The organism is Mycolicibacterium rhodesiae (assembly GCF_002086695.1).
GTDB classification, from domain to species: Bacteria; Actinomycetota; Actinomycetes; order Mycobacteriales; family Mycobacteriaceae; genus Mycobacterium; species Mycobacterium rhodesiae.
Genome location: NZ_MVIH01000009.1, coordinates 164,842 through 188,144, shown reverse-complemented (window position 1 = coordinate 188,144; position 23,303 = coordinate 164,842). Strand labels below are relative to the sequence as shown.

Below are 23,303 nucleotides of genomic sequence, written 5' to 3'. Positions count from 1 at the left end.
TCAGATGACGTGTGCGGTCCTCATGTCTTCGATCTGGTCTGTGGTGTAGCCGAGATCGTGCAGCACGTCGATTGTGTGCTCCCCGAGCAGAGGCGCGCCGGTGATTGTCGGGGTGAAGTCGGAGAATTTCACCGGGCTGCCGACGGTGAGGAAGGTGCCGCGACCATCCTGCTGCACCTCGACGATCGTGCCACTGGCCCGCAGGGCGGGGTCGTGGGCGATCTCCTTCATGCTGAGCACCGGTGCGCACGGCACGTCGTACTTGCGCAAGATGTCGACGGCCTCGTACTTGGTCTTGTCGGCAAGCCACTTCTCGATATCGGCGAAGATGCCGAAAAGGTGCGGCTGACGTGCCTCGGCCGTGCGGTAGGCGGGGTCGTCGACCCATTCCGTCTTGCCGAGCGCCTCGCAGGTCTTCTCCCAGTTCTGTTCCTGGATGGTGAAGTAGATGTAGGCGTTGGGATCGTCCTGCCAGCCTTTGCATTTGAGGACCCAGCCCGGCTGTCCACCGCCGCCGGCGTTACCACCGCGCGGCACCGTGTCGCCGAAGGGCGTGTCGGGATACTGCGGGTACTCCTCCAGGTAGCCGACCGCCTCCAGCCGTTCCTGATCACGCAGCTTCACCCGGCACAGGTTGAGCACCGCATCCTGCATGGACACCGAAACCTTCTGCCCCATACCGGTCTTCTCCCGCGCCAGCAGCGCGGTGAGAATTCCGATCAGCAGGTGCATACCCGTATTGCTGTCCCCGAGCGCGGCCGAACTGACGGTGGGTGGACCGTCCCAGAACCCGGTGGTGGACAGGGCACCACCGGCGGCTTGCGCCACGTTCTCGTAAACCTTCAGGTCCTTCCACGGTGACTGCTCGTTGAAGCCCTTCACCGAACCGAAGATCAGCCTCGGATTCAGTTCGTGAATGTGCTCCCAGGACAACCCCATCCGATCGAGTGCCCCTGGCGCGAAATTCTCCACCAGCACGTCGGCCTCGCCGATCAGCTTCTCCATCACCGCCAGCCCCTCTGGGGTCTTGGTGTTGATGGCCAACGAGCGCTTGTTGCTGTTGAGCATGGTGAAGTAGAGGGCGTCGTGGTTGGGGATGTCGCGCAATTGGTGACGGGTGACGTCGCCGCCGTCGAGGCGTTCGACCTTCAGCACGTCCGCACCGAACCAGGCCATCATCTGAGTGCAGGCAGGCCCGGCCTGAACGCCGGTGAAGTCGATCACCTTGACGCCGGACAGGGGTTGTGGCGCTTGGGCAGTCATCGGTGTTCCTTTCGCTAAGCCTGGTTTGGCTGTAATGCGCTGCGGGGGTTGAGGTTGGTCAGGTGGCCGCTTTCTGTCCCGGCCGACGGATCCAGTTCACAATCGATGAGTGCCGGCCGGCCGGAGGCGACCGCGTCCGCCAAGGCACTTGACAGGGCGTCCGGGGTGTCGACGTGGTACCCCGTCCCACCGAATGCTTCGATGAGTCGTTCGTGATGTGCCCGCGGCGCCAGCACCGTTGGCTCGGGGTCGGTGCCGTAGGGGTCTACTCCGTCGCCTCGGTAGATCCCGCCGTTGTTGAGGACGACGACGGTCACGGGAAGGCCGTAACGGCAGATGGTCTCTATCTCCATGCCGCTGAACCCGAATGCGCTGTCACCCTCGACCGCGATGACAGGCTGGCCGGTCTCGACGGCTGCGGCGACGGCATAACCCATCCCGATGCCCATGATTCCCCAAGTGCCACAATCCAGTCGGTGTCGCGGAACCCGCATGTCCACGATATTGCGAGTCATGTCCAGGGTGTTGGCGCCCTCGTTGACCAGATACACCTGCGGATGGTCGCGAACGAAATCACGAATCGGACGCAACGCGTTGTAGAAGCGCATCGGCCGCGGATCCTCGGCCAGCCGGTGGGCCATCCCAGCAGCGTTGTGCTCGCGCCGTTCGGTCAGCTCGGCCTGCCATCGGTGCGGGCATAGCACCGGATGACGTGGCAGCCCTGCGTTCAACGCTGTGACGACTGATTTGATGTCGCCGGCCAAGGGGATGGTCGTGGGTTGATTGCTGTCGAATTCGGTTGGATCGATGTCGATCTGGATGAATTTCGCATCTGCCGCCCAATGCGGGGCCTCACCGTGCTGAAGCAGCCAGTTCAACCGCGCCCCGGCCAGCAGCACGACATCAGCCTTCGCCATCGCCAGGGAGCGAGCGGCCGCCGCGGACAGCTGGTGGTCATCGGGTATCAGTCCCTTGGCCATCGACATCGGCAGGAACGGGATACCGGTGGTCTCGACGAAGGCGCGGATCTGCTTGTCGGCCCGTGCGTACGCCGCGCCCTTGCCCAGCACGATCAGCGGGCGTTGCGCACCTGCCAGTAACTCCAGTGCCCGCAACACTGAGTGGTGCGAGGGAGACTGGCTGGGAGCCGGATCGGTGACTTTCCACAGGCTCGCTGCGCCCGCGGATGCATCCATGGTTTGGGCCAGCACCTCGGCGGGGATGTCGAGATACACCCCGCCTGGTCTGCCGGACACCGCCGTACGGAACGCCCGGGCGATGCCGCGGCCGATGTCCTCGACCCGGTCGACGCGGAAGCTGGCCTTGGCAAGGGGTTTGGCGATCGCCATCTGGTCGAGCTCTTCGTAGTCACCGCGCTGCAGGTCGACGATCGCGCGTGTGCTGGAGCCGGCGATGTGCACCATCGGGAAGCAGTTCACCGTGGCGTTGGCCAGTGCGACCATCCCGTTGAGGAAACCAGGGCCTGAAACAGTCAGGCAGACACCGGGTTTACCGGTCAGAAAGCCGGCGGCGGCCGCGGCGTGACCCGCATCCGACTCGTGCCGGAACCCGATGTAGCGGATCCCAGATGCCTGGGCCAGCCGGGCAAGATCGGTGATCGGGATACCGACCACCCCATAGATGGTGGCGACGTCGTTGAGTTTGAGCGCCTCGACCACGAGGTGGAACCCGTCGGTCAGCGGGCCGTTGATGTCAGGCGAAGTCATGGTTGAAGTGTGCTCGGCCCCAACGCCTCGGACCAGAGCGCTAGCTGCACACTTGGAGGTAGGGCTAGCCCCCAGGTGCGGTCAGCGGGATCGTCACACTGATCGTCGTACCGGCTCCGCTTTCGCTGACTAGACCGAGATGTCCGGACAGCGCTTCGACGCGGTCCTTCAGTCCGATCAATCCGGATCCGCCGCCCGCACCGGCACCTCCGATACCGTCGTCGGCGATGCGCAACGCCAAGTCGGCGTCGGTGACTCGTGCCCACACAGTGACCTCGGCGGCCTGCGCATACTTGGCGGCATTGGTCAGCGCCTCCGCAACCACGTAGTAGGCGGCCACTTCCACCGACTCTCCCAGCCTGCGGTCGACCTCGACGTCCAAGGTGACAGGGACCGGGGATCGCCGGGCCAGAGTCTTGATCGCTGGACCGAGTCCGCCCCTCGAGAGGATCGCCGGATGGATTCCGCGGGACAACTCCTGGAGATCGGTGTGGAGGTGGCCCAGTCCGTCGATGATGGCACCGAGCTGTTCGCGCAACTCGGCTGGCTCATCGGGTGCGGACGCTTCCAGGGCACGCAGCTCCAGTCCCAGCGACACGATGCGCTGCTGCGCGCCGTCGTGCAGGTCTCGTTCGAACCTGCGGCGTGCCTGATCGGCGGCGGTGACGATGCGGGCTCGCGATGCCTGCAGTTCGGCGCGGGTCTCGGCGTTGGCGACCGCGGTGGCAACCAGGTCCGCGAAGTCCGCGACCCGGTCCTCGGTACGTCCGGGCAGTGGCTGTTCGGTGTCGCAGTCGACGACCATCGCGCCCCACACCACGCCGTCCACGATGATCGGGGCCCCGACCCCGCAACGCAACCCGAGGTCTCGCAGGCGGGACGCGGTCGAACCATGAGCGTTGCGGTAGTCATCGATGCGCGACGGCTGGGCTGTGCGTCGGACGGTGCCGGCCACCGAGTCGCCCTCCAACGCGACGAACTCGCCGACTGCCAACATGCGGGCAGGGTTCACGTCGTACGTGGCGACGGGGATGCATCCATCGCCGGCGAACCTGAGCAGATTGACATGTTGAACACCCAATCCACGCGCCAATTCGGCGACGGCCACCGGATACAACTCCTCCAGGACCGCCCCGCGTGCCACCAGCGTCGCAACCCGCCGCAAAGCGGCCTGCTGTCCGGCCAATACGCTGGCCAGCTCAGCCGCCACATCTGCTTCGATCCGGCGTTGCATGGCCTCGGCCGCGCGAAGCCTGGCCTGACCGACCAGGAGATTGGTCAGCAGCGCCAGCGTCAGGAACACCACCACCGCGGGCACCAGGCTGCCGCTGCCCTCGTTGACGTGAAACCACACGTAGGCCATGGCGCTGGCCACCGACGTTGCCAGTGCCAGGCGGAAGCCCCATCCTGCTGAGACCACCAGCACCCCGAGCAGGAAGATCGCCCCGAATGCGTCGTCAGGGGCGACCTGCTTGAGGACGTGCACGATCAGCGTCTCGGCGGCGATGAACGCGATGGCGGTGAGCACTCCCCACCGCGTCGGGGGAGGAGTCGGCCGCAATAGCAGTGCCAGCAGCCGGTCGCGCACGGGTGCGCCTGCGCGGGGCTCAGTTGCGGACGGTGTCATGGTGTCGAATCGATGGTAGAGGGCACCCGCGAATTGGGTACCTGCGAAGCAGTCCTTTACCGCTAGCAGCAATGCCGACGTCCATACTGGTCTGTCATCCTCGAAACATGTTCGGCTTCGGAGGTGTCCGTGATGCGTTGCTTGATCGTCGATGACAGCGCGCAATTCCGCACGACCGCCAGCACTATTCTGCAGCGGGGCGGCATCTCCGTCGTCGGCACGGCGTCCAACACCGCCGATGCGTTGCGCTGCTATCAGGAACTGCAGCCCGACGTCACGCTCGTCGATGTCGACTTGGGCGCGGAAAGCGGGTTCGACGTAGTCCAGGCCCTGCACGAGGTCGGCGCGCCCGCGTCCGGCATGATCCTGATCTCGACCCACGCCGAATCAGACTTCACCGACCTGATCGCGGTCAGCCCGGTGTCGGGGTTCTTGCCGAAGTTCGCGTTCTCCACCCAGGCGGTGCGAAACCTCGCCGGCAGCGCCTAATCTACGGTCGCTCAGAGAGATTCGAGGTAGACGATCACCGCACGCACCCGGCGATGATCGTCGTTGGTCTCTGGCAGATCAAGCTTGGTCAGGATGCTCCGAACGTGCTTTTCCACTGTGCCCTCGGTGACAAAGATCCGCCGCGCGATCCCGCCGTTGGACAGACCCTCGGCCATCAGTGCCAGCACTTCGCGTTCGCGACTGCTCAACGCGTCCAGCGGGTCATTGCGCCTGCGGGCCGTGACCAGTTCGGTCACCAACGCCGGGTCGATCACCGATGCGCCGTTGACGATCCGGGTGAGCGTTTCGAGGAAGTCGTTGACATCGGTCACCCGGCTCTTCAGTAGGTAACCGATCGCGTGGCCGCCGGAGAGGAGTTCGAGGGCATGGTCGACGTCGACGTGGGCGGACAGGACCAGAATTGCGGTATCGGGCACCTCCTCGCGGATGAGGCGAGCGGTGTCGAGGCCTTCGGTGCTGTGAGTAGGTGGCATTCGGATGTCGATGATCGCCAGGTCCGGGCCCTCCCTGCGCACCAAGTCCAGCAACTCCGTGCCGTTACCTGCCTGACCAACGACGTCCAGGCCTGAGCGGATGAGCAGACTGGCCAGCCCTTCCCGCAGCAGTACATCGTCATCGGCGATCACCACGCGTGCGCCTGGCATCAATCCTCCTGCCGGTATTACCGCTAGCCGGTAGTGGACATGGCGGTCAACGTTGACGACATTGCCATGCCGCGTCCGCAAAGGTAACTGCAGGCATGGTTTTCGTTCAACGAAGGACATCGGATAATGCAAATCACGGGCAACACCATCTTCATCCCCGGCTCCACCAGCGGCATCGGCCTCGCGCTCGCGCTCGCCTTGAAAGCCAAGGGCAATACCGTCATCGTCGGCGGTCGGCGTGCCGATCGTCTGGAGGCGATCACCGCCGAGCATCCGGATCTGGGCGCCGTGCGCATCGACACCGCCGATCCGGAAAGCATCACCCAGGCAGCACAGCACGTACTCGCCGACTATCCCGCACTCAATGTCGTGATCACCATGGCCGGGATCATGAACGTCGAGGACTGGCATCGGCCCGCGACCTTCCTCGACTCTGCCGAAGCCGTTGTCACCACCAACGTGCTTGGGCCGATCCGGCTGATCGCCGCGTTCATCGAACACCTTCAGCAGCAGCCGGATTCGACGATCGTCACAGTTTCCTCCGGCCTGGCGTTCGCACCGCTGCAGATAACTCCGAGCTACAACGCCGCCAAGGCTGCCATCCACATGCTCAGTGAAACGCTGCGGCTGCAGCTGGCCGACACCACCGTCAAGGTCGTCGAGTTGGTTCCGCCTGCGGTGCGCACCTCGCTGCTGCCGGGGCAGGAGGAGAGTGAATTCGCCATGCCGCTCGACGAATTCGTCAGCGAGGTGGTCGATCTGCTTCAGACGCAACCCGACGCTCACGAGATATTGGTGGAGCGGGTCAAGTTCCTCCGTTACGGCGAGGCCCGTGGCGATTACGACGATGTGGTGGCCACTCTCAACGCTGCCGACCCGAACGGAAAGTGACGGATCGTGATGGAAAACAACGTCATTCTGGTCACCGGCGCTTCCAGCGGATTCGGTCGCATGTGTGCGGAGGCGCTGGCGAAGGCGGGCCATACGGTCTACGGCTCGATGCGGGACACCACCGGTCACAATGCCGCGAACGTCGCCGCCATGGCTGATTTCGCCGGCACGACAGGCGCAGACCTGCGGTCGGTGGAACTCGACGTGCAATCACAAGACTCCGTCGATCTCGGTGTCGACCGAATCCTCGACGAATGTGGTCGCATCGATGTCGTCCTGCACAACGCCGGACACATGGTGTACGGGCCGAGTGAGGCGTTCAGCGCCCAACAGCTCGCCGACCTCTATGACATCAACGTCCTCGGGACGCAACGGGTCAACCAGCGGGTGCTACCGCAGATGCGGACCCAGGGACGAGGCCTCGTGCTGTGGATGTCGAGCAGCAGCGCCGCTGGCGGCACGCCCCCTTACTTAGGGCCCTACTTCGCGGCCAAGGCCGCGATGGATGCTCTGGCGGTCACGTACGCCCGTGAGCTGACACTGTGGGGTATCGAGACATCCATCATCGTGCCGGGAGCCTTCACCAGCGGAACCAACCACTTCGCGCATGCCGGATCACCAGAACACAAAGAGGTCGCGGCCGCTTACGAGTCGGGTCCCTATCAGGGGTTCACGGCACGGGTCCAGGAAGCCTTCAACGCGATCGTTCCCCCGGACGCCGACGCAGGCGCAGTGGCCGACGCGGTGGTCGAGGTGGTTTCCGCGCCGTTCGGCTCGCGGCCGTTCCGCGTGCACATCGACCCTTCCGGCGACGGAGCCGACGTCGGGTTCGCCGTGACAGACCGCCTCCGGGCCGAGATGTTGCACCGCACCGGGTTGAGCGAGCTGCTGCACGTCAGGTCAGTACAACTAGATCGTCAGGAACCGGTCGAAGCGTGAGTCGTAGGCCTGTTGCCGCTCGGCCAACTGTTGCGACCGCTGCTGGGAGGTCACATACACGGTGTCGGGCGGAAGCATCGAGGGCAGGTCTTCAAGCCGCACCACCCGGGACGTGACAGTCGGCGAGCCGGCGTCGGGATTCGCGTTCGGCAGCTGCCAGCGGACGAACAGGCTGCCTTGGGAAAGACCACCCGTATCGACCCAGTTGGCCACTCCGGGATCGGTTCTGGAGATCACCAAGGTGTAGGAGCCATCGGGGTTCTGCACCGCTTGCGCTGAGTTCAGGCTGGTTTGGTGGTTCCAGTAGTCCGGCGTGATCGTCCACGCGTCGGTGATCGGCGTGGTGAAGTAACCGGCGTCGCCGAGTGTCACCGTGACGACCATGGCCTGGTCGTCGTCGAGGCGGAACAGGGTCGAGCTCTGCCGTTGCGTGGACAGCGTTCCGAAGGTGTGGGTGGGTTTACCCAGTGAGTTGACCGGCTGGATGAACGGCAACAGCATCAGACCATATAGGGCAACCCCTGAGGTCAACGCCAATGAGACTGCGCTGTCCACCATTTGGGCGTAGGTCTTCGGTGTGCCTGCGGGAAGTCCGTCCACGCGAATCACGGACAGCTCGACGGGCGAGTCGGTCCACTGCCCCAACGTGTCGCGAATGAACACCTGCTGGGCAGCGTGGGTCATGTGCAGATGGTTGGGAGTGCCGTCGTCGGGTGCGGTGTTCACCGTGATCGTGAACGTGCCGTCCGGATTGACCACGAGATCATGCAGTCCGATGTTGTCCACCGAGTTCGTCACGTTTGGGTCGGTGTATACCGAGAAGTTGAGATCGGCGGGCGGATCGCCGACGAACTTCCCGGTGATCACGTACGAGTACTTGGCGTTGACGGGAATGGTCCGATAGATCGAGTCGGGGTTGTCGTATGCCCAGCGACCGCCCGGAACGACCGACGGACCCCAGGCGTGGGGCGGTATCTCGTAGGTCAAGACCTGAGGGCGGGACGGGTCGGTGTTGACCATCCGCATGGCGACGCCGAAGGTGAACTCGTCGAGAGCTTGGTTCAGCCGGGAGATATTGCCGCGGTCGAGTCCACCGGCAGGCAGGTATTTCAGCGCCGCCATGGCGAACCACCAGGGCCGCAGAACGTTCTTGGTCCATTGCAGTCGAGGCGAATTGGCGATCTGGGCTGCCAGGACCTCCATCTGGAGTTGTTCGGGCGGCGCGGTGGAACCGGCGGCCACCGTGACGCTGATCTGCGTCTGACCATCGGCCGGGTCGGCGTGCAGCAGCCCGGCCAAGTTGATGTGCGGCGGATTCCCGGAATGGTCGTCGGCCCGGACCATGAAGGTGTCGGTGCCGCCGGTGGCGGCGAATTCGTCTGTGGGCACATAGGAGAACGTCCCGTCAGGTCTGATGACCACGCTCCCGTGGGCGGGAGCGGACGTCAGCAGGTACGAGATCCTGTCTCCTTCACGATCGGCGCCGTTGAGGTTGCCGGTAACCATCCCGTATTGCGAAGTGCCGTTCTGTGCCGGGTCGAACGAAATGGTGGGCGCCGTGTTGAAGAACGCGGCGTCGACGTGGCGGCGAATCCACTGTGCTGCGCCCGCCAGCGCCGCATCGGGGGCTGGGAGGCGAGCCGGGCCGTCATCCGCTCGTACCCTCCGGGCCGCGACCCGCTTGGTCGGGCGCTGCGACTGTGCCGAGGTGACGCGGGTGTCGCTGGTCGCGTGCGACGATTTGCGCACCGGAGCAGGAAACCGGGATGCCGTTGCGCCTTTGGCGACGCGCGAGCCCGGCGCTGCGGAGTCCGCTGCCGAGGACGCGTGTCCGGCGCTGGGGGAGTCAGCGGACGCAACAGCGGGCGCGAGCGCGGCACCGACGCCGAGAAATAGCGCCAGCGCACCGACTCTGCCTACGAATCTGCCATAACCGCGTCCGCCGGACCCATCGACTATTCGGCTCATCCAGTACCCCCGCGGCACGACGTTGTGATTACGATCCGTTGCGGAGCGTAACCCAGATCTTGGCTCAGCCGAGCAACGCGGCAACAACTTCCCGGGCGGCCCGCTCACCGGCGTCGACGGCGCCCTCCATGTAGGCGCTCCAATACGTCGCGGTATCGGTGGACGCCCAATGGATCACGCCGATCGGTGCCGACAGGGCTGAACCGTAGGCCGTCCAGACATGGGGGCCATGGTTGGCGTTGTAGCAGCCGCGGGTCCACTGCCGGTCCGACCATTCGCCGTCGACGTAGAACTCCGGATGGGCGGCCTTGCCGCCGTAATGACGCACCAGCTCAGCGGTGAGCGCCGCGCGGCGCTCGTCTTCGGGTAGGCGGCCGAAGGTGCGGGCCTGTTCGCCTTCGAGGAACATCAGGATCACGCCGTGATCGTCACCGGGGATGCAGGTGTCGTTGGACATCCGGGCCGGACCGACATCGGAGATCAGCTGCCCGTTGAAACCGTCAGTGCGCCAGAACGGTTCGTCGTAGACGAAGAACGCCTTCATGGCGGACCCATTGGGCAGACGCTGGGTGAGCTGATCGCGCGCCCCGGGAAGCGGGGGGTCGTACATGATCCGGCCCGTGAGAGTCGGTGAGATGGCGACGATCACACGGCGCCCACGGGCGACCAGTCCGCCGCGGCAGTGCACGCTCACACTGTCGGCGGAGTGCTCGATCAGCTGTACCGGGACCCTGAGCATGATGTGATCGGCGATCAGCGCGGCCAGTCGGCGCGGGATCTCGGCTGTGCCGCCGACGAACCGGGTGGTCTGGGCGCCTCCTTCGGATTCGGCGAACAGCTCGGAGGTCACTCCGCAGGTCTGGATGGTGAACAGCAGGTGCAGGAACGACACCTCCGCGGTCGGCACCGCAAGAATCCCGACCGTACAGATCTCCACCAAGGTGCGGGCTACCGGCGAGAGTCCCTGGGCGTCGTACCACGCGCCCGCGGTGATGGAATCCCATTCAGTCGCTTGGGGTGCCGACCACGGTGCGTCGACGGGCACCTCCGATGCAAGCTCGTCCAGCCGGCGCAGCACTCGCTCCAGCTCGGCGAGCTCGTCGCCGAACCGAGCGTGGAATTCGCTCTCGCGCAACACTCCCGACCCGACGAGGTCGTAGGAAGTCTCGCCGTCCTCGAACTGTGGGTAGGTCTCGACGCCGAGCTCGGCGGCCAGCAGGAACATCCGTTCGTGGGTGTCGCCGATCCACTGGGCGCCGAGCTCGACGGGTAGGCCCGGTATGACGTCTTCAGTGAGGATGCGCCCGCCGACGCGCTCGTCGGCCTCTAGCACCACCGGCGTCAGTCCGGCCGCCAGCACAGCGCGGGCGGCGATCATTCCGGAAAGTCCGGCCCCGACGATGACGACGTCCGCGTCGACCTGCGTCTGCTTAGGCATCTGGACACTGTGGCACAGTGCCGGTCCGGCTACAGGGGATTGAGGACCCGCTCCAGGAACTGGCGGGTCCGGGCTTCCTTCGGGTTGCCGAGCACCTCGTCGGGCGGGCCCTGTTCGAGAATGACGCCACCATCGGTGAACAAGACCTGATTGGAAACCTGTCTGGCGAATTGGATTTCGTGGGTGACGATCACCATCGTCCAGCCCTCGACGGCCAGCTCCTTGATCACCGAGAGCACCTCACCGACCAGCTCGGGATCCAGTGCCGACGTCGGCTCGTCGAACAGCACCAGCTTGGGCTTGAGCGCCAGTGCCCTGGCGATACCGACCCGCTGCTGCTGCCCGCCGGACAATTGGTACGGGTATTGATCCCGTTTGTCGGCCAGCCCGACCTGATCGAGAAGAGTGACCGCGTCGGCGATCGCTTCCTCTTTGGGGCGCTTCTGCACTATCACCGGTCCTTCGATGATGTTCTGCAGCACCGTCTTATGTGGAAACAGGTTGTGCCCCTGAAACACGAAGCCGCTTCGTGACTGGAACCTGCGCACCTCGGATTTGGTTGTCGGCGTGGCGAAGTCGATCTCGACATCATCGACCCGGATCACGCCGGCATCGGCCCGGTCCAAGGCGTTCAACGTGCGCAACAACGTGGTCTTGCCCGACCCGGACGGCCCGATGATCGCGGTCGCGGTTCCGCGCTGGACCGTGAACGACACGCCCTTGAGTACTCGGTTGTCACCGAACGCCTTCTCGACGCCGTCGGCGACGACACGGTATTCGGTTTCGCCCGTGCTGTCGGTCATCGCGCCACGTACCTTTCCAGCCGGTGCTCGAGGCGGCTCTGGCCGAACGAGAGCACCAGGCAGATGATCCAGTAATACGCCGCGGCGGTGCCGTACAGCGCGAAGAACTCGAACGTCGGCGCCGCCGCCACCTGTGCGGTGCGCAGAAGTTCGGTCACCAGGATGGTCGAGGCCAGTGAGGTGTCTTTGACCAGTGAGATCAGGGTGTTGGACAGCGGTGGGACCGCGACCCGGGCCGCCTGCGGGAGGATGATCCGCCGCAGCGCACCGGCGTAGTGGTAGCCGATGGTTTCGGCGGCTTCCCACTGGCCTTTCGGGATGCTTTGTATCGCCGAGCGGATGATCTCGGCGGCGTAGCCGCCGACGTTGAGACTGAAGGCGATCACCGCCGCCAGGAACGGGTCGAGTTTGATGCCGATCTGCGGCAGTGCGTAGAAGATGATGAACAACTGCACCAGCAGTGGGGTGCCGCGGATGACCGAGATGTAGAACCGCGCGAGGTTGGACACCACCACGTTTCTGGACAGTCGGCCCAGCGCCACCACGAGCGCGATCACCAGACCGATGACGAAGCTGATGACGGTCAGCGGAATGGTCACCGTAATCGCGGCTTTGGCCAACGGCCACAGGTTCTCACCGATCAGCTGCCACACCGAGCGGTGTGCGGCCTCGGCTCCCGCGGAGGGCGGCGCTCCGGTGGCGTTCGCCTTCAGGTACTTCTGCGAGATCGCGGCCAACGTGCCGTCGGCCTTCAGTTCGTCGATGGCCCGGTTCAGCTCCGGCAGCAGGCCGCTGTTCTTGCGGGCCGCGAAACCCTGTTCGCTCTTGTCGCCGATGGTGGCGCTGATCTTCACCGACTGGTTGTCGGTCTCGGCCTGATAGGCGTGAAAAGCGATGCTGTCGTTGACGACGGCATCCACCCTGCCCTGATTGAGCAGCGTGATCGCCTGCGTGAACCCTTCGACCGGCGCCACTGTCGCCCCGGCGTCCCGGGAGACCTGGGCCCAATTGCTGGTGATGCTGGCGCCGGCGGTCTTGCCCTTGAGATCTTTGAGCGAGGTGATCGAATTGTCGTTCGCCCGGGTGATGATCACGCCTTCACCGACCGAATACGGTTCGGACAAGTCGTATTTACTCTGGCGTTCCGGGGTGATGGTCACTTCGTTGGCCACCACGTCGAATCGGTTGGCTTCCAGGGCGGCGAAGATGGAATCCCATGGCGTCTGGACGAATTCGACCTTCTTGCCGAGCTTCTGGCCGACCGCGTTGGCGACATCGACGTCGTAGCCGGCGAGTTGTCCGGTCGCGGGGTCCTGGAAGCTGAACGGCGCATAGGTGCCCTCGGTGCCGACCCGCAGCACACCGGAGGACGGCGGCCCGCCGCTATCGGACTTGGCGCAGCCGCCGAGGAGCACTGCGGCGACCAGTGCGATGGCCAGCAGGGCTGCGCGGGGGAAATGACGCATTCGGCGGACAGTAATGCTGTGGGACATGCCCGCCAAGGGTTGCGATCAAACCGGTTGATACACCCACGGCTCGCGGGGCAACCTGGCCGGGTCGAATTGGCGCAGCAGGTCAGTCATATCCGACGACGGCCAGCCCAGCGATTCGGTGATCAAGGCGAACGTTCTGGACACTCCGAGTTCGGCCAGCGTGACCGCGCCGTCGCGCTTGGCCAGCCGCTTGCCTTCGGCGTTGAGGACCAGGGGAACGTGACCGTATACCGGCTGCCCATAGCCGAGGAGCCGGGCCAGGTAGGCCTGGCGAGGGGCGGACGCCAGCAGGTCGTCGCCGCGGACCACCTGGTCGATGCCGGAGCGCGCGTCATCGACGACGACGGCAAGGTTGTAGGCCGGCACCCCGTCACCACGACGCAGCACGAAGTCGTCCACCACCCCGGTGTAGCGGCCGTGGATGACGTCGGTGACGGTGTACTCGCCGGCATCGGCCCGCAGCCGCAGCGCCGGCGGTCGTCCCGTTTCGCGTTTGGCGGCCCGCTCGGCGGCATTCAGGTCACGGCAGGTACCCGGGTATGCCCCTTCCGGGGCGTGCGGAGCGCGCGGCGCGCTGAGGATATCTTTTCTGCTGCAATAGCATTCGTACACCAGGTCGCGCTCCGCCAACCCGGCGATCGCCGTGTCGTAGCGTTCCCGCTGCCGGGATTGCCATTGCGGTTCACCGTCCCACGTGACGCCGATGGCGGCCAGATCAGCGAGCTGGCGTTGCGCGACGTCGTCGTGTGTGCGGTCGTCGAGGTCTTCGACGCGCATCAGGAAGCTCCGGCCGGTCGAGCGGGCGAACAGCCATGCCAGCACCGCGGTGCGAAGGTTGCCGATGTGCAGGTCGGCGGACGGGCTGGGGGCGAACCGGCCTGCGCCCGGCGCGGGGCGAGTCACGCCCGCAATCTAGCTCAGGAAAGCTCAGTCCCGTTCCCACGGCGCGGTTTCGTCCATCTTGGCGTAGTACTTGGCGAGATGGCTCTTGACCCGCTCGATGTCCTTGTCGGGCAGGTCAACACCGCCACGCGAGCCTTGCATGATCGCGCCGGCCGCCATGATCCCGCGCGGCACCGCTGTCAGCTTGCCGTCGATGACGTCGGCGATCAGCAGTTTGTAGGCGGTGAAGTTGTCTTTGTTGTCGCCGTCGTACCAGACGTGTGCGTCGCGATACTTCTCGTTCGGTTGGTCTTCGGCATCGGCCCATTTTCGGACTCGCTTCTCGGCCGCGTCGCCATCCCACTTGCGGTCGCGGTCGGTCAGCGGAAGGTCCTTGAACGCTGTCACTGACATAGCGGTGGCGTGCCCGCGACCGGCCGTCGGTAAACGGCACGGCCCTCAGAAATTCAACCGAGTTGCTGGCCGACCGGATCCGCGGCAATCCGCCATCCGGCGCTGGATTCCTGTTGACGCCAGAACTCGGCGAAGCGCCCACCGTGAGCGGTGAGTTCGTCGATGCTGCCCTGCTCGACGACCGTGCCTGCGTCGACGAACAACACCTGGTCGGCGTGCCGGATGGCGTCGAGACGGTGCGCGATGATCACCCGGGTCCGCGGCTGCGGATCGTCATGGATCGCCTGGGTGATCGCCGCTTCGTTCTCGGTGTCGAGCGCGCTGGTCGCTTCGTCGATCAGCAGAACGCCTGCCGGCTTGAGCAATGCTCTTGCGATGCTGACCCGTTGGCGTTCACCTCCGGAGAGGGCGGTACCAGCCTCGCCGACTCGGGATTGTGCGCCATTGGGAAGGCGCTCGACGATGTCGTCGACGCGAGCCAAGCTCATCGCCTGGTGCAGTGCCTCATCGCCGGCCTCGGGATGCCCGACGCGGATGTTGTCCGCGATCGTTCCGTCGAACAGGTAGGGATGCTGGAACACCACACTGACCAAGGCGCGCCGTGCGCCGGGATCCATCTCGGCGCTGTTGGCGCCGCCGACGACAATCTGACCGCGCTCGGGGGTGTGCAGTCCCGCGATGAGGGACAGGATGGTGCTCTTGCCGGAACCCGACGGCCCGACGATCGCGGTGGTGGTTCCCGGCTCGAGGGTGAACGACAGGTCCTTGAGCACCTCGGTTCCCTGGTAGCCGAAGCCCACAGACCGGAATTCGATTCTGGGCGGCGATGATTCACTCGGCGGCAGCGCACCGCGCCCGGGCTGTGCAGCCAGCGGTGCTGTGGTGACGGTGTCGAGCCGGCCCAGCAGGCCGCGCGACGACTCCACCGCGCCCGACAAGTCGGCCAGCACCGTGAACGGTTCCAGGAAGCGCACCATCACGATCGCCAGTGCCACCGCCTCGGCCGCACCGAGCTCGCCACGCAGTGTCAGTGTCGTGATGGTGGCCGCCAGCAGGATGAGCGCGATCTGGCTGGCCACGCTGAACAACAGCTGACCGGGGATCTGGAATAGCAGCAGCCGCGCGGTTGCGCCGCGGACCGCCGTGAGAGCTTCCCCGGTCTTGCTTCGGACCGCGGTGACGCGGCGACTGGCCCGCAACGCCTGCTGGGTGCGGGCGAATTCCACGAGGCGTTCGGTGAGAGCACTGTGGGCGCTCGCGTCGGCGGCGTCGGCGGCGCGGACCAGCCGCTGGCTGGCGACCAGGGCCCCGAGGAGGAACGGCAACGCGATCGCCGCAGCCAGGCCGACCTGCCAGGAGACGAAGAACAGGCCGGCGGTGATCGCGGCGGGCAACAGCAGCGCACCGACGAAGGGGCTCAGCAGGTTTACGACGAAGCCGACCAGCTCCGGCGCGCTGGCAGCGATGGCCTGACGTGCCACCGCGGTGTTGTCGGCGGTGAACCACCGCAGCGGAACGGTGGTGAGCCGGTCGGCCATCGAGTGCTGGGTGGTGTCCGCCAGCGTGAAGCCGAGACTGAAACCGATGCGGGCCAACACCATGTCGACCACCCACCCGCCGACCGTGACGGCGGTGAGTGCCCCGACCCACGGCCATGCGTCCGACGCGTGTGGACCGAACAGCGCGGCGAGCAGCGGCACCAGCAGCAGTGCGCTGGCCGCCCGCAGAATCACCGAAATGAGCGTCAGCGCAACGTAACTGGTGATCTGTCCGCGATTCTGGGCGGGAATCAGCCGGATCAGGATACGGATCATCGCGCGACCTCGCCGGTCAGCGCACCAGCGGGCACGGAACTGTACGTGCGCCCCTCCCACAGGCGTCGGTAGCGGCCGTCGGCGGCGAGCAGCTGCGGATGGGTGCCGGCCTCGGCTATGCGGCCACCGTCGAGCACCACGATCTGATCGGCACCGGTGATGGTGTGCAGGCGGTGGGCGATCACCAGGACCGTGCGGTTGGCGATCAACGAGCTCAACGCCTGCTGCACCAGATACTCGGATTCGGGATCGGCGAAGGCTGTGGCCTCGTCGAGGATCAGGATCGGGGTGTCGGCCAGCAGCGCACGGGCGATCGTGAGGCGTTGCTTTTCACCGCCCGACAGCGGGGTGTTCGCCCCGATGACGGTGTCGTACCCGCCGGGCAATTGCACGATTCGGTCGTGGATCTGCGCGGTGCGCGCTGCGCGTTCGATCTCGGCGAGAGCGGCCTGCGGCCGGGCGAGCGCGATGTTGTCCCGCACGGTGCCTGCGACCAGCTGAACATCCTGGAACACGAAGCCGACCCGGGTGTACAACTCGTCGGGGGACATGGTGCGGATGTCCCGGCCATCGATCCGGATCGCGCCGGTGTCGACGTCGTGGAAACGCGCCAGCAGTGCCGCCAGGGTGGACTTGCCCGACCCGGACGGCCCGACCAGCGCCGTCACCGTTCCCGCCGTCAGGGTCAGCGTCACGTCGTGGATCACCGGCACCGCCGGGCGATAACCGAAGCCGACGGCGTCGAAAGTCACGCCGGCCGCCGCGGGGGATCCCGGGAGTTCCTCAGGCCGGGTGGTCAATTCGGGTTCGTCGAGTGTGACCGCGATGCGCCGGGCAGCCTGCGTGCCTTCCCGGATGCCGCCGAGTCCGTAGGCGATGCCCAGTAGACGGCTGCCGAAGGTGGTGCCCAGCACCAGGAATGGCAGCAGGGCGGTGGGCGTCGTCCAGCCGGCGGCCACGAACGCGGTGCCCGCTGTGACGATGAGCCACAAGAACGTGCTCGGTCGGGTCACCAGATCCATGAAAGTCTTCTTGCCGATGAACGGGCGCTGCCATTCGTTGAGGAACGCGATGTATCCGTCCAGTCGGCGGCGGAACGATGAGGCCGCCGCGCCGCCGAACACCCGAATCACCGGCTGGCCTTCCAGGAATGCCGCCGACTCGCCGTTCATCTGCTCGGCCCAGCGGGATGCCTCGGCGATCTTCGGGCCGCTTTGATAGACCATGGTCCAAGTGGTGACGATGTAGACGAGGATCGGCAGGAACAGGATCAGTGCCATGCCCCAGTCGACGGCGAACAGATAGATCAGCACCGCGACCGGCGCGACTACCGCCGCGACCGCGTCGCACACCGCGTGCGTCACCAGATAGTGCAGCGACAGGGTGTCGTCCTGGATGAGCTTCTTCACCGAGCCCGATCCGCGATCGGTGAACCAGCCCAACGGCATTCGGGCCAGCTTGTCGAGCAGTCGGCGCCGCACCTCAGCGCTGAACCGCATGTCGACCACATGCAGCCACAACACCAGAACCGCTCCCAGCGTGGTGCCGGTGGTCAGCAGCACGACGAACACGGTCACCGTGTTCCACACCCGGGATTGGTCGGCGCCGCTGAGCAGCTGCTGCGCCAGCTCGGCCAGGACCACGAACGGAGCGAGCTGCAGCAGGGTGAGCAATGCCTGTAGCACGCCGGCGACGATCAGCTGTGACTTCACCGGTGCGAGAAGCTCTTTGCCCGCTTGGGAACGCCACGTCCCCTTGGCGGCCGTCGAGTGCGCCGGCGGCTCCGTTGTGGTTGCGGGGGTTTCAGCGGCTGGCGGAGGGGCGTCGTCGTCGCGGCTGCTGCCCATCTCGCGCCCCTGCGTCCAGTACGCCTGGGCCTTCACTTCGGTCTTGGGGAATCCGAACTTGTCTTTGAGCCTTTTCCGCAGGTGTTTGAGCGCACCGGCCTCTGGTCCGGCCCAAGCCGACCAGTTGGACCAGTCCCGGTCCTCGATGGCTGCTGCCAGCGACATGTCGTCGATTCGCGTCACCCAATGTAGGCGGCGACGCGGGTGCTCGGCGAGTGGGATGAGTTCGTCGTTCTCGCAATGGCGTTCGAGGTACACCTCGATGTCGACCTCGGGGGGCAACGCGGCGATGATCGAGTTGATCGCCGGGATGGACGCCGAGTCACCGATGAGCAGGAAGCCCGCCGGGAGTTCCTCGGGCACCACGAACGGCGACGAGCCCAGCGACACCGCCGGAATCGTCATGCCGGGTGCGGCGGTCGAAGCCCACGTGCAGGCTGGGCCGGCAGGCTCGTGGAGCACGACGTCGATGGCGAAGCGGCCGGCGTCGGCGTCGGCCCAGACGATCGTGTAGGCGCGCTGGAACTCGGTGGTTCCCCCGGCCGGATCGGGGAACCAGAACCGCAGCCAGGTTGTCGGCCCGGCGTCGACGTCGTCGAACAAGGTCGGCGAGGACATGGTGATCCGGACGCAGTGGGGTGCGATGTGCTCGACCTGTTCGACGGTGGCGAGGTGGTCGCGCCCGCCGAATCCGCGCAGCATGGCGCCCTGGAAACCTCGTCCCATCACGGTGTCCTCTGCTCGCGAATCATCGAGTTAGTTAGCTTAACCTAAGCTAACTAACTCGCCAGGCCTACCTGTCGCGCATCGGGCGGTCCCGCGCGTGGGCGGACAAGTCGTCGCGTCGAATACCGAAAATTTCGTTCGCGAAAATTACTAAATGCGAGGCGTTGTTCGGGGCTTATTGCGGTCAAAACCAGGCGCAGGCCAAACTGTATTGTCGCGAGGACAGCCCAGCCTCATCTAAGTTGCCGACGGTCACGCGACGTGCCAAAGTGCAAGCGCGACAACACCGATCTTGCGCTGATAAGCGGCACGCACGCGGTGGTCCTGTACTAGATTCACCCCATACGGTATTGAGTAGATTCAGCACAATTCGGCAGCCCCGCTAATTGTTGCGTCAGTGCGATGACAGGAGAAAGTAAATGCAAGGCGACAGCGAGGTTCTCACGCTCCTGAATCAGCAGCTGACAAGCGAACTGACCGCAATCAATCAGTACTTCCTGCACTCCAAGATGCAGGACAACTGGGGCTTCACCGAGCTGGCCAAGCACACCCGCGACGAGTCGTTCGACGAAATGCGCCACGCCGAGCGCGTCACCGACCGGATCCTGATCCTCGATGGGCTGCCCAACTACCAACGGATCGGCACGCTGAACATCGGCCAGACGATTCGCGAACAGTTCGAGAGCGACCTGGCGCTGGAGTACGAAGTGGTCAACCGGTTGAAGCCGGCCATCGTGCTGTGCCGCGAGAAGCAGGACTCGACCACGGCCAACCTCTTCGAGGACATCGTTGCCGACGAGGAACACCACATCGACTACCTCGAGACGCAACTCGAGTTGATGAACAAGCTGGGTGTCGAGCTCTACTCGGCGCAGTGCGTGTCTCGTCCGCCGGGCTCGCTCGACTAGACCGTCAGCTGTCCCCGGAGCCCGCGATCACCGGCGCGGCTCTGTGCGCCCATTGCACTGACAGCGCTGTTCGGGCGGGATGGCGCGCATCACGCCTTCGACGTGTTGGCCACAGCCGTCCCACGTCGTCTTGCCGCAGGCCGGGCAGTTGACTGCGTAGCACATGATCCGAATTCCTTTCGTTGACTTACGGTCACCTCGTCGAGACTTTCTCTTTCGGAGCCCGCCTGCGACGATCCGTCAGCCTGTACTACATACCCCTGGGGGTATGTATTCCCGATCGCGGGGGACGCCCATGGGGGTAAGCCGGCGGGAGTGTGAGCGGGGAATGGACCCGCCGGGCGCGGTTGTTATGCACGCTAGATACCCCCACGGGTAAGCTGACACTAAGTAACGAACGAAGGGATTCACCATGGTCGGCGATCAGGACGCCATCGAAGCGGTGCTCAACCGGCTGCGCCGGGCACAAGGTCAGCTGGGTGGTGTCATCTCGATGATCGAGCAGGGACGCGACTGTAAAGACGTGGTCACCCAATTGGCGGCCGTATCACGCGCCCTCGACCGTGCCGGCTTCAAGATCGTCGCCACCGGATTGAGGGATTGCGTCACCGGTGAGGCATCCGGGGCGGACAAGCCCATGACCGAGGCCGAGCTGGAGAAGCTGTTCCTCGCGCTCGCGTAGCTTCCTCGCTTCTCGCATAGCTTTCGACGACAAAGGAGTCATCATGAGCATCGCGTTAACCGCCAGTCTCGACACGCCCTTCGACGATGCCGTCGCGCGAACACGTAAAGCTCTGGCAGATCAGGGTTTTGGTGTGCTCACCGAAATAGATGTCAAGGCGACGATGAAGAACAAGCTCAACGAAGACATGGAGAACTATCTGATTCTCGGTGCCTGCAACCCACCGTTGGCGCACCGTGCGATCGGGGTCGATCGGCAGATAGGCTTGCTGCTTCCGTGCAACGTCGTCGTTCGCAGCGACCCCGATGATTCGGGCCGCACGCTTGTCGAGGCGATGAACCCGCAGCTGCTCGTGGACGTGACCGAAGAACCGCAGCTTCAGCCCGTCGCACAGGAAGTGGCCGACAAGCTCGGCGCCGCGATCGCGGCGCTGACCGCCTAGCCCAGCCCTGGCACGATCTCGCCGAGGCTGAACGTTGCGGGCTGCTCCAGCTGCTCGTAGGTGCAGGAGCGCGGATCGCGGTCCGGACGCCAACGATTGAACTGGGCGGTGTGCCGGAATCGTTCACCTTCCATGTGGTCGTAGCGCACCTCGACCACGCGCTCGGGCCGCAGCGGCACGAAGGACAAGTCCTTGCCGGCGTTCCATCGAGACCCCGCATTCTTCTGCGGTGTGCGTTCACCGGCCTCGAGCGCGGCCCAGTTCCACGGGTGAGAGTCGAATTCGGTTACCAGGGACTGTAATTCGGTGAACAGCCGCCGCCGCTCGGCCATTGGGAACGCCCCGATCACACCGACCGACGCCAAGGCGCCGTCGTCCTTGTAGAGCCCGAGCAGCAGCGAGCCGATCGCCTCGTTGCTCGACTTGTGTACGCGGTAGCCGGCGACCACACAGTCCGCGGTGCGCTCGTGCTTGATCTTGAACATCACCCGCTTGTCGGGCTGGTAGGTGATCGTTAGAGGTTTGGCGATCACCCCGTCCAGCCCGGCTCCCTCGAATTCCGAGAACCACCGCTGCGCGGTGTCCGCGTCGGTGGTGGCCGGCGTGACATGAAAAGACGGGCCGGGATCGGCCAACGCCTCCACCAGGGCAGCGCGACGCTCGCTGAACGGGCGCCCGGTGAAATCGTCGTCGCCGAGCGCGAGCAGATCGAACGCGATGAACGCGGCCGGCGTCTTCTCGGCGAGCATGCGGACGCGGGAGTCCGCGGGGTGTATCCGCTGCTGCAGAGCGTCGAAGTCGAGGCCGGCGTCGGTGGCGATGACGATCTCACCGTCGATCACGCACCGCGGCGGCAACTCGGCGATGGCGGCGCTGGCCAATTCGGGAAAATAACGCGTCATCGGCTTCTCGTTACGGCTGCCCAGGACCACGTCATCACCATCCCGAAAGCAGATCGAGCGAAACCCATCCCACTTCGGTTCATAGGAGGCGTCCGGCGGGATGGCCCGCACCGACTTGGCGAGCATCGGCGACACCGGGGGATTGACGGGCAGCTGCATGGGTTCATTCTCGTCTCGTGCGCGGTAGCTTTGGAAGGTGCCCAAGGCCGAAGAGATCGACGTCGACGGCGTCGCCGTCAGGCTCACCAACCCGGACAAGGTGTACTTCCCCAAACTCGGGTCGAACGGCACCAAGGGCAAGCTCGTCGAGTACTACCGCACAGTGGCAACAGGCGGACAGTTGCTGACCGCACTGCGCGACCGCCCGACACACCTCCAGCGCTTCCCGGACGGCATCGACGGCGAGGAGATCTACCAGAAGCGGGTGCCCGAAAAGCACCCCGACTACTTGCAGACCTGCCGGGTGACCTTTCCATCCGGGCGCACGGCCGACGCGCTGAAGGTGACCCATCCGTCGGCGATCGTGTGGGCCGCGCAAATGGGCACGATCACGTTGCACCCGTGGCAAGTTCGGTGTCCGGACACTGATCATCCCGACGAACTGCGGGTCGACCTCGACCCGCAACCGGGTACCGGCTTCGCCGAGGCGCGCACCATCGCCATCGACATCCTCAAGCCGGTGCTCGACGAGCTCGGTCTGGTCGGGTATCCGAAAACCTCCGGCGGCCGTGGTGTACACGTGTTCGTCCGCATTCGGCCGGACTGGGACTTCGTCGCGGTGCGCCGGGCCGGTATCGCGTTGGCACGCGAACTGGAGCGCCGGGCGCCGGAGTTGGTGACCACCTCCTGGTGGAAAGAGGAACGCGGCCAGCGGGTGTTCATCGACTACAACCAGAACGCCCGCGACCGCACGTTCGCCAGCGCCTACTCGGTGCGCGCGACGCCCATCGCCACCGTCTCGACCCCGTTGACCTGGGACGAACTGGTCGAGGCTGATCCCGACGAATTCACCATGGCCACAGTGCCGGCGCTGCTCGCCAAGCGGGGGGACCCGATGGCGGGCCTGGACGAGGTTGCGCACTCGATCGACTCGCTGCTGGAGATGGCGGCCGCCGATGAGGAGCGCGGCCTGGGCGACCTGCCCTACCCGCCCAACTATCCGAAGATGCCTGGCGAACCGCCGCGCGTGCAGCCGAGCAAGAAGGTGGCCGCGCACTGGGATGAACATGGCAACCCGAAGAAGTGAAAGTGCCACGCGGACTGATCATTACGATGTCGACGGTGTTCGTCGTCGGAGCATGCTCGTCGGCCGGTCAACCTGTCGTCGCGACTGATTCGACTGCCACAGCCGCCGCCCCGGCAATCACGCGGAGCACCCAAGCA

21 protein-coding genes are annotated in these 23,303 nt (G+C 65.3%); 7 read left to right on the top strand and 14 right to left on the bottom strand.

The annotated features are described in order from the left end of the window. From frc to BST42_RS19400, 3 genes are all read right to left on the bottom strand, one after another. Complete coding sequence (gene frc, locus BST42_RS19410; RefSeq protein WP_083120932.1) at positions 1 to 1,263, bottom strand: formyl-CoA transferase; 1,263 nt, start codon at positions 1,261 to 1,263, stop codon at positions 1 to 3. Between the two features lie 14 nt (positions 1,264 to 1,277). Next, positions 1,278 to 2,990 (bottom strand): oxalyl-CoA decarboxylase, encoded by a 1,713-nt coding sequence (gene oxc, locus BST42_RS19405; protein ID WP_083120931.1) that lies wholly within the window; start codon positions 2,988 to 2,990, stop codon positions 1,278 to 1,280. Positions 2,991 to 3,054: 64 nt separating this feature from the next. Beyond that, entirely contained in the window at positions 3,055 to 4,617 is a 1,563-nt protein-coding gene (locus BST42_RS19400; protein ID WP_083120930.1) for a GAF domain-containing sensor histidine kinase, read from the bottom strand. Positions 4,618 to 4,749: 132 nt separating this feature from the next. On the opposite strand from BST42_RS19400, the gene BST42_RS19395 reads away from it, so the two are divergent. After that, positions 4,750 to 5,106, top strand: coding sequence for a response regulator transcription factor (locus BST42_RS19395; RefSeq protein WP_083120929.1), 357 nt, complete (start codon positions 4,750 to 4,752; stop codon positions 5,104 to 5,106). Between the two features lie 11 nt (positions 5,107 to 5,117). On the opposite strand, the gene BST42_RS19390 is transcribed toward BST42_RS19395, so the two are convergent. After that, a complete protein-coding gene (locus BST42_RS19390) occupies positions 5,118 to 5,771 on the bottom strand; it encodes a response regulator (protein WP_083120928.1) in 654 nt (217 codons plus the stop codon). A gap of 126 nt (positions 5,772 to 5,897) precedes the next feature. Between BST42_RS19390 and BST42_RS19385 the strand changes: the two genes are divergently transcribed. Both BST42_RS19385 and BST42_RS19380 read left to right on the top strand, forming a co-directional pair. Then, positions 5,898 to 6,662, top strand: coding sequence for an SDR family oxidoreductase (locus BST42_RS19385; protein WP_083120927.1), 765 nt, complete (start codon positions 5,898 to 5,900; stop codon positions 6,660 to 6,662). A gap of 9 nt (positions 6,663 to 6,671) precedes the next feature. After that, entirely contained in the window at positions 6,672 to 7,601 is a 930-nt protein-coding gene (locus BST42_RS19380; protein WP_083120926.1) for an SDR family NAD(P)-dependent oxidoreductase, read from the top strand. On the opposite strand, the gene BST42_RS19375 is transcribed toward BST42_RS19380, so the two are convergent. The 8 genes from BST42_RS19375 to BST42_RS19340 all read right to left on the bottom strand — a co-directional run bounded on the left by BST42_RS19375 (position 7,572) and on the right by BST42_RS19340 (position 18,986). After that, positions 7,572 to 9,350, bottom strand: coding sequence for an Ig-like domain-containing protein (locus BST42_RS19375; protein WP_165760880.1), 1,779 nt, complete (start codon positions 9,348 to 9,350; stop codon positions 7,572 to 7,574). The genes BST42_RS19380 and BST42_RS19375 overlap by 30 nt on opposite strands. A 283-nt stretch (positions 9,351 to 9,633) precedes the next feature. After that, positions 9,634 to 11,007: a flavin monoamine oxidase family protein gene (locus BST42_RS19370; RefSeq protein WP_083120925.1), complete on the bottom strand. Its 1,374-nt coding sequence runs from the start codon at positions 11,005 to 11,007 to the stop codon at positions 9,634 to 9,636. A 29-nt stretch (positions 11,008 to 11,036) separates the two neighbouring features. Then, positions 11,037 to 11,810, bottom strand: coding sequence for an amino acid ABC transporter ATP-binding protein (locus BST42_RS19365; RefSeq protein WP_083120924.1), 774 nt, complete (start codon positions 11,808 to 11,810; stop codon positions 11,037 to 11,039). Next, positions 11,807 to 13,276 carry an ABC transporter permease subunit gene (locus BST42_RS19360; RefSeq protein WP_110918677.1) on the bottom strand — a complete coding sequence of 490 codons (1,470 nt, stop codon included), beginning with the start codon at positions 13,274 to 13,276 and terminating at the stop codon, positions 11,807 to 11,809. Before BST42_RS19360 ends, BST42_RS19365 begins: the two co-directional genes overlap by 4 nt. A gap of 45 nt (positions 13,277 to 13,321) precedes the next feature. Then, positions 13,322 to 14,206, bottom strand: coding sequence for a tRNA glutamyl-Q(34) synthetase GluQRS (gene gluQRS, locus BST42_RS19355; RefSeq protein ID WP_083120922.1), 885 nt, complete (start codon positions 14,204 to 14,206; stop codon positions 13,322 to 13,324). A gap of 24 nt (positions 14,207 to 14,230) precedes the next feature. After that, positions 14,231 to 14,599 (bottom strand): hypothetical protein, encoded by a 369-nt coding sequence (locus tag BST42_RS19350; RefSeq protein ID WP_083120921.1) that lies wholly within the window; start codon positions 14,597 to 14,599, stop codon positions 14,231 to 14,233. Between the two features lie 53 nt (positions 14,600 to 14,652). Beyond that, entirely contained in the window at positions 14,653 to 16,413 is a 1,761-nt protein-coding gene (locus tag BST42_RS19345) for an ABC transporter ATP-binding protein (protein WP_083120920.1), read from the bottom strand. After that, positions 16,410 to 18,986 (bottom strand): ABC transporter ATP-binding protein/permease, encoded by a 2,577-nt coding sequence (locus tag BST42_RS19340; protein ID WP_083120919.1) that lies wholly within the window; start codon positions 18,984 to 18,986, stop codon positions 16,410 to 16,412. The genes BST42_RS19345 and BST42_RS19340 overlap by 4 nt, the downstream gene beginning before the upstream one ends. Positions 18,987 to 19,405: 419 nt before the next feature. Here BST42_RS19340 and bfr point away from each other — a divergent pair, with 419 nt between their 5' ends. Further along, on the top strand, positions 19,406 to 19,894 hold the full coding sequence (gene bfr / locus BST42_RS19335; RefSeq protein WP_036341926.1) for a bacterioferritin: 489 nt from the start codon (positions 19,406 to 19,408) through the stop codon (positions 19,892 to 19,894). Positions 19,895 to 19,921: 27 nt separating this feature from the next. Here the strand turns inward: bfr and BST42_RS30520 are convergent, their stop codons facing one another. Continuing rightward, a complete protein-coding gene (locus tag BST42_RS30520; protein ID WP_494337762.1) occupies positions 19,922 to 20,059 on the bottom strand; it encodes a DUF8730 family Cys-rich protein in 138 nt (45 codons plus the stop codon). 247 nt (positions 20,060 to 20,306) lie between these two features. On the opposite strand from BST42_RS30520, the gene BST42_RS19330 reads away from it, so the two are divergent. Together BST42_RS19330 and BST42_RS19325 are read left to right on the top strand one after the other, a co-directional pair. After that, on the top strand, positions 20,307 to 20,576 hold the full coding sequence (locus tag BST42_RS19330) for a metal-sensitive transcriptional regulator (protein ID WP_036341925.1): 270 nt from the start codon (positions 20,307 to 20,309) through the stop codon (positions 20,574 to 20,576). Positions 20,577 to 20,619: 43 nt separating this feature from the next. Beyond that, complete coding sequence (locus BST42_RS19325; RefSeq protein WP_083120918.1) at positions 20,620 to 21,018, top strand: DUF302 domain-containing protein; 399 nt, start codon at positions 20,620 to 20,622, stop codon at positions 21,016 to 21,018. On the opposite strand, the gene BST42_RS19320 is transcribed toward BST42_RS19325, so the two are convergent. After that, entirely contained in the window at positions 21,015 to 22,079 is a 1,065-nt protein-coding gene (locus tag BST42_RS19320) for an ATP-dependent DNA ligase (protein ID WP_083120917.1), read from the bottom strand. The genes BST42_RS19325 and BST42_RS19320 overlap by 4 nt on opposite strands. A gap of 37 nt (positions 22,080 to 22,116) precedes the next feature. Between BST42_RS19320 and ligD the strand changes: the two genes are divergently transcribed. Further along, a complete protein-coding gene (gene ligD / locus BST42_RS19315) occupies positions 22,117 to 23,166 on the top strand; it encodes a non-homologous end-joining DNA ligase (RefSeq protein ID WP_083120916.1) in 1,050 nt (349 codons plus the stop codon). The last annotated feature ends 137 nt before the right edge of the window (positions 23,167 to 23,303 follow it).